The sequence below is a fragment of the Campylobacter sp. 2457A genome (assembly GCF_020135895.1).
GTDB classification, from domain to species: Bacteria; Campylobacterota; Campylobacteria; order Campylobacterales; family Campylobacteraceae; genus Campylobacter_D; species Campylobacter_D taeniopygiae.
In genome coordinates, this window is the sequence record NZ_JACHTO010000029.1 from 1 (window position 1) to 12,302 (window position 12,302).

Annotated in this window: 15 protein-coding genes; 4 read left to right on the forward strand and 11 right to left on the reverse strand. The window is 29.8% G+C overall.

Annotated features, from left to right (window positions below):
• Positions 1-580 (forward strand): glycosyltransferase (locus H2280_RS07500; RefSeq protein WP_337216129.1); only part of this gene is annotated, 580 nt, incomplete at its 5' end.
• Positions 581-633: 53 nt separating this feature from the next.
• Entirely contained in the window at positions 634-1,188 is a 555-nt protein-coding gene (locus H2280_RS07505; RefSeq protein WP_337216130.1) for a hypothetical protein, read from the forward strand.
• 68 nt (positions 1,189-1,256) lie between these two features.
• Here H2280_RS07505 and H2280_RS07510 read toward each other — a convergent pair whose 3' ends face one another.
• The 10 genes from H2280_RS07510 to H2280_RS07555 form a co-directional block, all read right to left on the reverse strand.
• Positions 1,257-2,021 carry a TSUP family transporter gene (locus H2280_RS07510; protein WP_337196124.1) on the reverse strand — a complete coding sequence of 255 codons (765 nt, stop codon included), beginning with the start codon at positions 2,019-2,021 and terminating at the stop codon, positions 1,257-1,259.
• Positions 2,003-2,767: a TIGR02757 family protein gene (locus tag H2280_RS07515; protein ID WP_337216131.1), complete on the reverse strand. Its 765-nt coding sequence runs from the start codon at positions 2,765-2,767 to the stop codon at positions 2,003-2,005. Before H2280_RS07515 ends, H2280_RS07510 begins: the two co-directional genes overlap by 19 nt.
• Positions 2,768-2,777: 10 nt before the next feature.
• A complete protein-coding gene (gene flgK / locus H2280_RS07520; RefSeq protein ID WP_337216132.1) occupies positions 2,778-4,604 on the reverse strand; it encodes a flagellar hook-associated protein FlgK in 1,827 nt (608 codons plus the stop codon).
• Between the two features lie 16 nt (positions 4,605-4,620).
• Positions 4,621-5,055, reverse strand: a complete 435-nt coding sequence (locus tag H2280_RS07525; protein WP_337216133.1) for a flagellar protein FlgN — start codon at positions 5,053-5,055, stop codon at positions 4,621-4,623.
• A gap of 40 nt (positions 5,056-5,095) precedes the next feature.
• Positions 5,096-5,293 (reverse strand): flagellar biosynthesis anti-sigma factor FlgM, encoded by a 198-nt coding sequence (locus H2280_RS07530; RefSeq protein WP_137624504.1) that lies wholly within the window; start codon positions 5,291-5,293, stop codon positions 5,096-5,098.
• A 65-nt stretch (positions 5,294-5,358) separates the two neighbouring features.
• Complete coding sequence (locus H2280_RS07535) at positions 5,359-5,694, reverse strand: rod-binding protein (protein ID WP_337216134.1); 336 nt, start codon at positions 5,692-5,694, stop codon at positions 5,359-5,361.
• The gene (locus H2280_RS07540; protein WP_337216135.1) at positions 5,694-6,740 is read right to left on the reverse strand and encodes a flagellar basal body P-ring protein FlgI; all 1,047 of its coding nucleotides are present in this window, start codon (positions 6,738-6,740) and stop codon (positions 5,694-5,696) included. The genes H2280_RS07535 and H2280_RS07540 overlap by 1 nt, the downstream gene beginning before the upstream one ends.
• Before the next feature lie 70 nt (positions 6,741-6,810).
• Positions 6,811-7,473 carry an RsmD family RNA methyltransferase gene (locus tag H2280_RS07545; protein WP_337216136.1) on the reverse strand — a complete coding sequence of 221 codons (663 nt, stop codon included), beginning with the start codon at positions 7,471-7,473 and terminating at the stop codon, positions 6,811-6,813.
• Positions 7,466-7,849 (reverse strand): ornithine carbamoyltransferase, encoded by a 384-nt coding sequence (locus tag H2280_RS07550; protein WP_137624500.1) that lies wholly within the window; start codon positions 7,847-7,849, stop codon positions 7,466-7,468. The genes H2280_RS07545 and H2280_RS07550 overlap by 8 nt, the downstream gene beginning before the upstream one ends.
• On the reverse strand, positions 7,846-8,919 hold the full coding sequence (locus tag H2280_RS07555; protein ID WP_337216137.1) for an HdrB C-terminal domain-containing protein: 1,074 nt from the start codon (positions 8,917-8,919) through the stop codon (positions 7,846-7,848). The genes H2280_RS07550 and H2280_RS07555 overlap by 4 nt, the downstream gene beginning before the upstream one ends.
• Before the next feature lie 91 nt (positions 8,920-9,010).
• Here H2280_RS07555 and H2280_RS07560 point away from each other — a divergent pair, with 91 nt between their 5' ends.
• Positions 9,011-9,829, forward strand: coding sequence for a thiamine-phosphate kinase (locus H2280_RS07560; RefSeq protein ID WP_337216138.1), 819 nt, complete (start codon positions 9,011-9,013; stop codon positions 9,827-9,829).
• A complete protein-coding gene (gene truD, locus H2280_RS07565; RefSeq protein ID WP_337216139.1) occupies positions 9,798-10,916 on the forward strand; it encodes a tRNA pseudouridine(13) synthase TruD in 1,119 nt (372 codons plus the stop codon). Before H2280_RS07560 ends, truD begins: the two co-directional genes overlap by 32 nt.
• A gap of 2 nt (positions 10,917-10,918) precedes the next feature.
• Here the strand turns inward: truD and prfB are convergent, their stop codons facing one another.
• Complete coding sequence (prfB, locus tag H2280_RS07570) at positions 10,919-12,016, reverse strand: peptide chain release factor 2 (protein WP_137624496.1); 1,098 nt, start codon at positions 12,014-12,016, stop codon at positions 10,919-10,921.
• Positions 12,017-12,302 lie beyond the last annotated feature (286 nt).

The following is a 12,302-nucleotide window of genomic DNA, read 5'->3' on the forward strand; positions in this document are numbered from 1 at the left end:
TAAAGATGAACTTTTAAATTTTAAAACCCCTGATATAGATTATATTATCTTTTTAGATCCAGATGATTATTGGGAATTAAATTGTATAGAAAAATGCGTTTCCAAAATGGATGGGGTGGAAGTGATTTGGTTTGATTGGCGTTATCATTATAATTTAGAAGAATTTGAAATTACAATAAAATTATTATCACAAACATTATTTGAGAGATTGAATTATAAAGAAAGTCAAAAAATAACTCAAACATCCTTTCTTAAAAATATGATTAAGGATAAACAAGATTTTTTTGTTTATGTATGGCAAGGTATGGTTGATTTTCATTTTTTAAAATCAATTCAACTTCAATTTGTAAATCAAATTACTTATGCAGAAGATGCTCTTTTTGGAATAATGTTATTTGCCCAGTGTAATAATATTTTGTGCTTACAGAAAAATTATATTACTATCGCATTAGAAAGGGAAGTCTTGTTAATTATTCTGGAGAAAAACTTAATATTTGCAAGCATAATTTTAAAGATTATCAAGTACTCCAAAATCATTTTATCTATGATCGATATCGAAAAAAAAGTAATTTCTTTTTAGTTACTTTTATTTTTCTTAATTTTTTAAAAAAAGGTGATTTTAAAGACAAGGATTTGCTTGAACAAGTTTTTATTAATCAAATGAATATTTGGAGATTAGAGATAGCTCTTTTTCATAGAGCTTACTGGAAAAAAAGTTTATATTTGTCTTTTAAAAAATTATTTGATTATTCAAACGATATAGATTTAAATTTACAATTTATATCTGAACTTATCAATGACAATATGCATTTTCTTTGTAAATATGGAGGTGCTAAAGCAAGAATTCAAAATGAACTTCCTTATAAGTTAGGTCAAATTATGATAAGATGCTCTAAGTCTTTATCAGGTATAATATTAATGCCATTTTATATATTATCTGCATTTTTAACTTATAAACAAGAACAAAAAATTTATGAGGAAAAAATTGAAAAAAATTCTTCTTTGGAATTGCCTCCTTTGGAAAGATATCCGGATTATCACGAAGCCTTGAGGGTAAAAAAAGGATTTACCTATAAATTAGGAGAAGCTTTAGTAAGAGCTAATAATAATTGGTACTGGCGGGGGTATATCAAATTGTGGTTTGAGATAAGAAGATTAAGGAAAGAATTTAAGAATAAAAAAGCATAATTTTTCATCTAAGATTGAATTTGATTATTTTTGAAGGTATTTTTGTATTTTTCAAATAAATTTAAAATTCAAGAAAAATAATCCCAAGCCACTTTAATGATGGTTATGCCCACTACGATTAAAAATAGACTTTTGATAAATTTTCCATTGCTCTTTAATACAAGTTTAGAGCCTAGAAAAGCTCCTAAAATCTGTCCAACAGCCATGATTAATCCTACTTTCCATAAAACCTCATATTGCCATAGAAAAATGATTAGAGCGATGATATTGCTTGTGAAATTTAAGATCTTTGTATTCATGCTTGCTTTTTTCATATTAAAGCCAAGCAAGGTTACACAAGCAAATATCCAAAAAGATCCAGTTCCAGAGCCTAAAAAGCCATCATAAAAACCTAAAGTCAAGCCACAAATAAGATAAAAAAATTTAATATTTTTAATTTTTGGATTGTTTTCATATTTTCCCAAATTTGGACGTAAGGCCGTGTATAAAAAAGTTAAAGTCAAGCAGATTAAAATAATGATTTTTAAATTTTCATCCTTAACAAAAAGTACGCTATAACTTCCTAAGATAGCACCTACTGCGGTAAAAAATATCCCCCAAGCTAGATGGGGTAAGGTTGTGGATTTAAAATAAGTGATTGTTGCGGTAAAAGCTCCGCATACACTTTGGACTTTATTGGTTGCGATGGATAAATGTGCAGGAATTCCACAAGCTATCAGTGCCGGTAAAGTTATGAGTCCGCCTCCGCCAACTATTGAGTCTATAAAACCTGCAAAAAGTGCCGCAAAAAATAATATAATATAATAAATTGTATCTAAATGTTCAAAGCCCATGTATCAATCTCCTTGCTTTGCCCTAAACGATAAAGTGCAAAATCATACTTAATAGGATCATTTGCATCAAATTCTTTTAACTTGTTAGTAAGTTCTAACACGCTTTTATAATCATATATTTTACGCTTTAAAAGTCCTAAAGTCAAGGAAATTTTAAAAAGATGAGTATCAAGAGGAATTAAAAGATCTTTTGTGTGTATATTGGTAAAAATTCCAAGATCAAGCTCGTCTTTTCTAACCATCCATCTAAAATACATGTGATATCTTTTAAGCGGCGATTTTGGCATATTTTGCCAAATTTTTCCAAAGAAAAAATCATAGCCATAGCTAGAATAAGTATTGATTTTTTGAATTTTTTTCATAAAAACAAGGATAGCATCTGTGGTATTTTGCCTTTTTTGATAAGCCGTGGTAAAAAGTTCATTTAAAGAAATTTCTTTTTTAACTCTTGAGAGGGTGATAAAAATTTCTACAATATCTCTTTCATTTTGAAAGCGATATTTTAAGCCTTTTAAATTTTTTCTAATTTGCTTTTCATTTAAGTCAAGTAAAGAAAAATCAAGTTTATTTAAAAAATTAACTATATTTTTGGCATTACCATAGGCAAATAAAGCACAAAGTAAAGCAATGAATTCATCTTTATAAATTTTGGCAACTTGCAAAGGATCGGGATTTTCAAATAAAGCTTTATCGGTATTTTTTAGTTTTACTAAAGCATCTAGCTTTGCTTTTAACACATTAGACATTTTACTAGGATTATGATTTAATTCCTAGTAAAGTATCTAGCATTTGATCAATAGTAGTAACAATTTTTGCAGAAGCTCCGTAACTTGATTGCCATTGTATCAAGGCTGCAAGTTCTTCGTTGGTATTGACCCCACTTTTAGATTGATACTCGCTATACACAGAATTATAAAAGGTTTGATTGCTAGCATTGACTACATTGTTATTTTCTCCATCAGATCCTATTTTTCCTGTAAATTTACGGTAATATTCTTCCATAGTCAGTTGATCTATAGTTCCATCTTCATTGTAAAAATTAACTTTATCGTATTGAAGTTGTATGATTTTGTTTGCCATATCATTACCACTATCAACCCCGTTTAAACTAGCTCTTACTGTACTTGGATCGCTTAAAATAGAATCTTTTACTTTGATATCACTTGCGCTATTTCCGCTAAAAAATCCCCCTATGCTAAAAGCACCTGCAAAATTAGTCCCTTTATCTTCTATAGCTATTTTATATCCTGATTTGGCAGTCAGTTGAAATAAACCGTCATTAGAAGTTGGATCATAACTAAAACTTACATTAATCAAATCATCAACATCATCATTAGGATTTTTGTTTCCATTATCGTCAGTATTGGCTTTGATTTGACGTACGATATCATCCATAGTGGTATTAACATCGATATTGATAGTTTTTGTAACTTTTTTATCCCCTTTTTCATCATAAAGGACGATATCAAAACTTCCTGGTTGTATAGTTCTATCGTAATTCATTAAAGGGATGTTGCCTTGAAGTCCTGAAAGATAATCAGAGGTTACAGGGCTTTTTGCAGAACTAGCGTAAAGATTGTTAGTTTCATTGATCATTGTTTTGGCAAAAGTATCTAAAGAATCCATATAGCCTTGTATGATTCCATCGCTATATTTTCCTTTGCTTTTATCGTAATTTCTACCGCGTAAATCAAGCTGAGCACCTAATTGTCCTCCTGAAATTTTACCAGTTAGATCTCTTACTTTTTCATCTGCGGTTTCATAATAAATACTATAAGATTTGTTTTTATCATCATAATCAAGTTTTAGTGGATGAAAATTGATCCCATCAACTATGCTAAATCCTTCGATGCTAAGATTATATTGATGTCCTGGATCATTTATGGTTGTGTCTAAGCGATTATCTTGATTGATTTCATTTTTACTGGCTACGGCACTTACGAGTTTTGAAAGGGTGAGTTCAAGTTCATCTCTTCTATCTCTTAATTCGTTTGCGTGTTCGGTTGGAAGAGCTTCTTGACCATAAATTTGCTTATTGATTGTTGCAATTTCTTCACCGATTCTATTGATTTCATCTACGGTTGATTTGATATCGTTATTGATTTTCTTTTGAATTTTATCTAAGGTTGAAAAGGTATTATTAATGCTTTCTGTTAATGTTTGTGAAGCCTTTACAAGGGCTACTTTCGTAGCATTTTCATTTGGATTGGATGCAAAATCATTCCAAGCTTTATTGTAATTTTCTAAATCTTGTAAAATCCCTGTATTTTGCAAATCTGGAAAACGTTCTGATATTTCTTGTAAGGTTGATGCCATATATTTAGTGTATTCTAGTTGGGTTGAAGCCCCTTTTAATTTAAAATAAGAATATTCATCATGCAAACGAACAATACTTTCTATAGCTGTACCTGTACCTACTTGAACTCCATTAGATGAAACATAGCCATTGGTTGTTTGCACAACTCTTTGTCGAGTATAAAAAGTTGCGTTTGCGTTAGAGATATTATTACTGGTAGTTGCAATTTGCACCTCGCTTGCTTTTAGTCCCGTAACTCCGGTATATAAAGTTCCAAAAATACCCATACTAATTCCTTAAATTTTATACATTAATTTTAAAAATTGACTCTGGAGTGCTCTTTTTATCTCCATAAGCATTATTTGTTCCATCATTGATATTAAACATTTTATTGACTAAACCATCAAAGAAATCTTTGATGATAAGTACAAATTTGGCGTATTCTTTGTTAGCAGAATGAAGAGTTTGAAGATTTTTTTTCAATAAATCTAATTTTTCTTTATCCTCTTCATCAAGTAGTTCGCTAAGTCCTTTAGTGGAGCTATTGTTTAAAGCTACTAAAGCAGCATCGAGTTGTTTTTTAGCTGTTGTAAATTCAGAAATCAGTTTATTTTTTTCTTCAACACTAGGTGCAACAGTATCGTGTTTTGCAACTTTTATATTTTCAATGTCTTCTTGGGTCAATGCTATTAATTTTTCTAAGATAGCATTGACCTCATCAAGATGTTTTTTAAGCATTTTCTCTCCTTTTTTTACTCAAAAAAAGAGAGAAAATTTTTTAAATTAAAGAATCAGCTATAGCAGCAGCTGTGGCTCTTGTATCAACCTTATAAGTGCCATTTTTAATTTGTTCTGCAATCTTTGCAGCTTTATCATTCTCTGTTTTTTGAGTATCGTTTGTTTTAGTTTCTTTATTTGTCTGAACTGTGTTTAATGTGGAACTCGCCACGTAGCCTTGCTGTATAGGATTTATCATTTCTGCCTCCTTGAAATTTTTATTAATAATCCTCTACAGACTATATCGGCTAAAAATTAAAAAACTTAACCCCTTTCTTTTAAAAAATCGTATAATAATTTTGAAAAACCCATACCACCGCTTAAAGCCTTACTGATGGTGTCATTATACATAGATGAATAAATTTCATCACTCGCATCTTTTCCAAAAAGTGAATTTTGAGATTTTAAAGACACGTCTAAAACTTGTTTTAAAAAAAACGCTTCAAAAGCGTCGGTTTGTTCTTTTAAAGCTTCGTCTTCTTTGGTTTTAGTGACTATATCATTATCATTTATTTTGATACGACTTTCTAGACTTCTTGACGTTTTATTTAATAAAACATTATCCATATTAAATGTATTTAAAAAATTATCCACTTTCATTATATAATCTCCAAATCAGCTGTAATTGCACCTGCACGTTTTAAATTTTCCATGATGGCTATTATATCATTTGGAGTTGCTCCAAGTTTATTAAGCATTCTTGCAATATTTGCAACCGTGCTTTTTGTGTTATTGATCCTTAAAGTATTTGAACTAGGATCTATAAAACCACCATCTTTCATATCAATTTCATTTTGATTTGGGGTAGTGTTATTGTTAGGATCAATTTTGATTGTGATATCTTTATGAGTGATCAATACAGGTTCAACCTCTACATCAACACCTGCGATTACCGTTCCTGTTCTTTCATCGATAATCACTTTGCTTTCTGGAGTATAAGCTATATCTTGATTTAAAACTCTTGCCATAAAATCTACATTTGAAAGATCTTCTGGCTTTTTAAGTTTTATAGTGCGTGAGTCAATCGCTTTAGCAACATCTTCTCCAAAAACATTATTTAACACCCTTTCTATATTGCTAGCAGTTTGAAAATCAGCCACTTTTAAACTTAAAGTTAAATCATTGTTTTGGCTGAAATTTTGTGGAATTTCTCTTTCTACATTAGCTCCGCCCATCACAGTTGCTGCTGTAGAATGGCTACCTGCGCCACCTGGTCTAGCTGTGAGTCCTCCAGTTGAAATCGATCCTTGTGCGATTGCATAAATTTCACCATCAATCCCACGAAGTGCGGTGAGTAAAAGCGTTCCACCTTGTAAAGATTTTGCATCCCCTAAAGAAGATACTGTAATATCAAGCTTATCTCCACTTTTGGCAAAAGCTGGAAGTTTTGCTGTTACCATTACAGCGGCTGTATTTTTTGATTTGATATCTGCTGGATCTACTTTGATATTCATACCTTGTAAAAGATTGGATACTGATTGTAGAGTAAATTTAGAACTTGTTCCATCTCCGCTACCATTAAGACCAACCACAAGTCCATAACCTATAAGTTGATTATCTCTAACACCTACAGTGTTTGCTACATCCTTGATTTGTATTGCAAAAATACTTGTCATAAAGAGTAAAAAAAGCATTAAAACTCTCATGGATTATTCCTTTAATCTATGTTATTATATAAAATAAAGCAAAAAGTGTTCCAATTTTAAGAGTTTAATTTTAAAGAGTGTTTTCGTAAAAACTAAGAGTGGTTAGACCAAATTTTTTGGATTTGTTTTTTTGAAATTCTTCTATGTTTTGTGGGAGTTCTATTTTAGAATGATGTTCAAAAATGATTTTTTCTATATTTTTTCGGTTAAGATTTTTTAAAAGATTTTCAATATCTTCATAAATTTTTTCAAAGCCTTTTCTGATGTCAAAAGGTGGATCAAGATAAAGAAAAATAGGAATATTTTCTTGGGTTAATTTTTCGATCAACTGAGGTAAAATTTCAAAAGTATTTCCTTGTATGACATTTAAATTTTGATCGATTTTAGAATTTTGAATCGCGATTTTATAAGCATTTTTATCAAGCTCGATCGCATAAGATTTTAAGGCAAAATTGCTTAAAGCTTCAGCCGCCATCAAAGCACTTCCTCCAAAAGCTTCTATAAAAATTTTATTTCTTAAATTTTGTCTTATGACATTAAAAACACAAGCTTTTACTATACTTTTAGTGCTTCTTGTTTTTTCAAGTGAAGGCAAAAGAAGTCTTTTTCCTTTGTATTGCCCACTTTCTATAAAAGTATAAATTTTTACTGTTTGATTTTTTTTATTTTTTGAATCTGAGATTTTTTGATATTCTTTTAAAAAATCTTTTACACGAATAAAATCTTCACTCATGTATCAAAGCTTTAACAAGTTTATCTTTAAGTTCACTAATGGCAAGATCTATTTTTGTTTGATAATCTTTTCTAAATTCTTCTGCTATAGAGTCAATCTTTGCTTCTAAAATTTTTCTTTTTTCATCCGCGAGTTTTTGAGCGGTTGTTTTTAAGGCATTGTCAAAATCGTTTAAAGATTTAAACAAAGCTTCCTTACTAAAAGGCACACTCAAAAAAGGAGAATTAGCAGCTATAAGAAATAAAGGTTTGCTTGAGGGAATTTTTTCATCACTAATGATAAAATCACAATCTTTTTTCATCACTAAGTGTTCTTTTAAAAAAAGAGCCAAAGCTCTTTCTATAATGATATCTTTACATTCTAAAGAAATTTTCATATCAAGGTTACTTTTAATTCATGATTTTGCAAAGACGGGTTTTTAATACCTTGAATTAAAGATAAAAATTCTAAATGGCTTAAAATGTAAAAATCTTTAAAATCTCTATTGCTTATACTCATAAGTTTTTTAGCACAAGTATCAAACATATAAAAATCTTTAGGATTTTTTACAACTAAAAAATCGCTCCCGCTATCATAAGCATCTAAAAGAATTTTTGCCGCCATTTTATAACTAAGTTCGCTATTGAGTTTTAAAAGATCAAAGCCATTATTTTTATCAGAATTTTCGTATGAAATAAATTTTGCTTTGATTTTTGATCTTAAATTATCACAAGGCTTAAAACCATAAAAAGCTATATTGAAATTGCTAAAATCATGCTTGACTTGCCCAAGTTCTTTTATTTCATTTTCAAAAGCACTATTTTTAGGTAAATTAAAATGCAATAAATCTTCATCAAAAAGTCCTAAATTTAAAATTTCTTTTTTTAAATTTTCAATCACATTTTCTACTTTTTCATTAGTGCCATTAATATGATAAAAGATTCCTTTTTCAGGATCAGAAATCGCTTTTAAAATTTCCACTTTTTTATCTGGATATTTTTTGATCATTTCAAACGCAAGGTAAAATAAAGCATCTCCCATATACTCAGGAAGAAATTCTAAAATTTCATTGGCATAATATAGATAGTCGTATTTTTCATAAAATTTTTTATCTTCTTCGCTGCCAAATGGAGCAAGGTATTTGTATTTGCTTAAAAAATCATCCTTATTGATGATCAAATCTTTTATCGATCTTTTTGTGCTTAGCGGTTCAATAATAAGATTAAAATCATGCTTTTTAATCAACTCTTCCAAAGGAGTATTAAGAGGTAAAATTTGTTTATTAACAACTATATGAGAATTCTCATTTTTTTCAAATTCGAAATAAATATCATCATCTTGCACTTGTAAAAGTAAATCATAAAGAGTGGCAAAATTTTCATAGTTGCTATAAACATAAGGTTTATAATAACTCTCATAATCTTTATTTTTATCAAATCTAAAAAGTCTAAGTTCTAAATTTCTCATAATTTTTTCCTTGATATCTTTAGGATAAATATTATATAAAAAAAAATTAAAATTTAATAGAATTTAAAAAGAAATTTCATAAAATTTTTTTATGAATAAAGAAGATTTTATAATCCATGCTTTTTTAAATGAAAAAAATGGCGATGATGGTGCTATTGTTGATCAATGGTGTTATAGCAAAGATTTATTTTTTGAAAATGTGCATTTTAAAAGAGAATGGCTTACTTTGGAGCAAATTGCTACTAAAGCAATGCTGGTAAATATTTCTGATGCTATTGTGATGAATGCTGAGCCAAAATACGCACTTTTAGGACTTGCTTTACCTAATTTAAGCAATGAAGAAATCAAAACTTTACAAAAAGGTTTTTTAAAAACGGCAAAAAAATTCGGTATAAAAATCATAGGTGGCGATACGATTTATAATCATAAAATCGATATCAGCGTTACTATTATCTCTAAGGTTAGAGAAAAAGCTGTGTTTAGAAAAGGCTTAAAAAAAGGACATTTGCTAGCTTATACGGGAAATTTGGGAGAGAGTTTAAAAGGACTTGAAATTTTGCAAAATGGTGGTAAATTAAATTTAAACCATCGCTTTATAAAACCCAAATTAAGACAAGATTTTTTTTATGAAATTACCCCTTTTATTTCTTGTGCTATGGATATTTCAGATGGCTTGAGTAAAGACTTATCGAGACTTTTAGCAAAAAATAAATGTGGCATTGAATGGTTAAAAAATTTAGATAATTATACTCTTTATAGTGGAGAAGAATATGAAATTTTATTTGCTTTTGATGAAACGCAACGTTTTAAGATAGAACAAATTGCAAAAAAACATCGCGTGAAATTAAATATCTTTGGAAAAGCAGCGAAAGGAAAGTATGAATTTAATGGAAGAGAACACCATTTTTAAGCTTTTATATAGTTTAAAACACGCTCCTATTAATGCGTATTTTAGCAAAAATAGCGATGATTTTGTGGTACGTGAAAAAGCCTTGTATGAATTTAGTGGCAAAGGTGAGCATCTCATTTTACACATTAACAAAAAAGATTTAAGTACCAACGAAGCTTTAAGAATTTTAAGTGAAGTTAGTGGGGTAAAAATACGCGATTTTGGTTATGCTGGACTTAAGGATAAGCAAGGATCAACCTTTCAGTATATTTCTATGCCTAAAAAATTTGAACATACTTTAAACAATTTCTCTCATCCAAAATTAAAAATTTTAGAAACTTTTACTCATGAAAATAAATTAAGAATAGGGCATTTAAAAGGCAATTCTTTTTTTATCCGCTTAAAAAAAGTTTTACCAAGTGATGCTTTAAAACTTGAACAGGCTATTATCAACTTAGATAAACAAGGTTTTGCTAATTATTTTGGATATCAGCGTTTTGGTAAATTTGGAGATAATTATAAAGAAGGACTTGAAATTTTGCGTGGTAAAAAAATGAAAAATGTCAAAATGAAAGAATTTTTAATTTCAGCTTTTCAAAGCGAACTTTTTAATCGTTATTTGAGTAAAAGAGTGGAATTATCGCATTTTTCAAAAGAATTTAGCGAAAAAGAGCTTATGCAAATTTATCGTATCTCTAAAGAAGAAGCTAAGAGCTTAAAAAAACAAGAACATTTTTTCAAGCTATTAAAAGGTGAGGTTTTGGGGCACTATCCTTTTGGTAAATGTTTTTTATGTGAAGATTTAGAAAGTGAGATTAAGCGTTTTAAGGCAAGAGATATTAGTGCTATGGGGCTTTTAATAGGTGCAAAAGCGTATGAAGCTAAAGAAGGCTTGGCTTTAAATTTAGAGAATGAAATTTTCAAAGATGCTTGGGAGTTTAAAACTAAAATGCAGGGCTCAAGACGCTTTATGTGGGGGTATTTGGAGGATGTTAAGTGGCGATACGAAGAGCAAAAAGCACATTTTTGTATAGAATTTTTCTTACAAAAAGGCTCTTATGCTACGGTGATTTTAGAGGAGATTTTGCATAAAAATTTATTCGAATAAAATCACTCTGCTTTTAAAGCGATTAAAACACCTTCAATCATTTTTTTGATATCTCCATCTAAGATGTTATCTACTTGAGAAAAGGCTTCTCCGCTACGATTGTCTTTGACTTGCTGATAAGGAAAAAGCACGTAAGAGCGGATTTGATGTCCCCAGCCTATCTCGCTTTTTTCGCCTGAATTTGCACTATCTTGTTGTTTCATGAGTTCAAGCTCATAAAGGCGAGATTTTAGCATTTTAAAAGCGGTTGCTTTGTTTTTATGTTGGCTTCTATCATTTTGGCATTGCACGACTATTCCTGTTGGAAAATGTGTGATTCTAACGGCTGATTCTGTTTTATTGACGTGTTGTCCGCCCGCGCCACTAGCACGGTAATAATCAATCCTGATATCTTTTTCTTCGATTTCAATCTCTATGTCATCATCAAGTTCAGGACTTACCATAACACTTGAAAAGCTTGTATGACGACGTCCGGCACTATCAAAAGGAGAAGTTCTTACTAAGCGATGAATTCCATTTTCAGCCTTTAAATAACCATAAGCGTTATCACCTTTAACTAAAAAACTTACGTCTTTAAGTCCTGCTTCATCGCCTTCTTGAAAGTCAAGAGTTTCAACCTTAAATCCTTCTCTTTCACAAAATCTTAAATACATTCTATAAAGCATACTTGCCCAGTCATTACTTTCTGTTCCACCTGCTCCTGGATGAATGGAAACAATTGCGTTTTTGTTATCATTTTCTCCACTTAAAAGCATGGAAATTTCAAGGCTTGTTATCGTATCTTCAAGTTTTGGCGCATCATTAAATAAAGCTTCTAAGGTTTGCATATCGTTTTCTGCATTAGCCAAATCAAAAAGTTCGCTTGCATCATCAACGGCCGATAAAGCTTCTTCGTATTTTTTTAATAAATTTGCAATTTTAGTTTTTTCTTTTCCGATAACTCCAGCTTGTTTAACATCATTCCAAAAAGAAGGAGAATTTTCTAACTCTTCAATTTCCTTAAGCCTTTCTTGAATGCTTTGCGGTTTGATGATAGAGGCTATATTGCCTACTTTATTTTTAAGAGTTTTTAATAGTTCGCTAAATTCATAATTATCCATAAAAATTTCTTTCTAAAGTTAATTTTCGCAATTTTAACAAATTTTATCAAAAAATAAGCTAAGTCTATTTTTAATCGTAGTGGGCATAACTATCATCAAAGTGGTTTGGGATTATTTTTCTTAAATTTCAAATTTATTTGAAAAATACAAAAATACCTTTAAAAATAATCAAATTCAATCTTAGATGAAAAATTATGCTTTTTTATTTCTAAATTCTTTTTTAAGTTTTCTTATCTCAAACCACAATTTGATATACCCCCCCCCCCGTACCAATTATTATTAGCTC

Coding starts and splice junctions, on each gene's coding strand:
- H2280_RS07510 (WP_337196124.1), bottom strand. CDS start 2,021: ATGGGCTTTGAACATTTAGATACAATTTATTATATTATATTATTTTTT.
- H2280_RS07515 (WP_337216131.1), bottom strand. CDS start 2,767: ATGTCTAATGTGTTAAAAGCAAAGCTAGATGCTTTAGTAAAACTAAAA.
- flgK (WP_337216132.1), bottom strand. CDS start 4,604: ATGGGTATTTTTGGAACTTTATATACCGGAGTTACGGGACTAAAAGCA.
- H2280_RS07525 (WP_337216133.1), bottom strand. CDS start 5,055: ATGCTTAAAAAACATCTTGATGAGGTCAATGCTATCTTAGAAAAATTA.
- H2280_RS07530 (WP_137624504.1), bottom strand. CDS start 5,293: ATGATAAATCCTATACAGCAAGGCTACGTGGCGAGTTCCACATTAAAC.
- H2280_RS07535 (WP_337216134.1), bottom strand. CDS start 5,694: ATGAAAGTGGATAATTTTTTAAATACATTTAATATGGATAATGTTTTA.
- H2280_RS07540 (WP_337216135.1), bottom strand. CDS start 6,740: ATGAGAGTTTTAATGCTTTTTTTACTCTTTATGACAAGTATTTTTGCA.
- H2280_RS07545 (WP_337216136.1), bottom strand. CDS start 7,473: ATGAGTGAAGATTTTATTCGTGTAAAAGATTTTTTAAAAGAATATCAA.
- H2280_RS07550 (WP_137624500.1), bottom strand. CDS start 7,849: ATGAAAATTTCTTTAGAATGTAAAGATATCATTATAGAAAGAGCTTTG.
- H2280_RS07555 (WP_337216137.1), bottom strand. CDS start 8,919: ATGAGAAATTTAGAACTTAGACTTTTTAGATTTGATAAAAATAAAGAT.
- H2280_RS07560 (WP_337216138.1), top strand. CDS start 9,011: ATGAATAAAGAAGATTTTATAATCCATGCTTTTTTAAATGAAAAAAAT.
- truD (WP_337216139.1), top strand. CDS start 9,798: ATGAATTTAATGGAAGAGAACACCATTTTTAAGCTTTTATATAGTTTA.
- prfB (WP_137624496.1), bottom strand. CDS start 12,016: ATGGATAATTATGAATTTAGCGAACTATTAAAAACTCTTAAAAATAAA.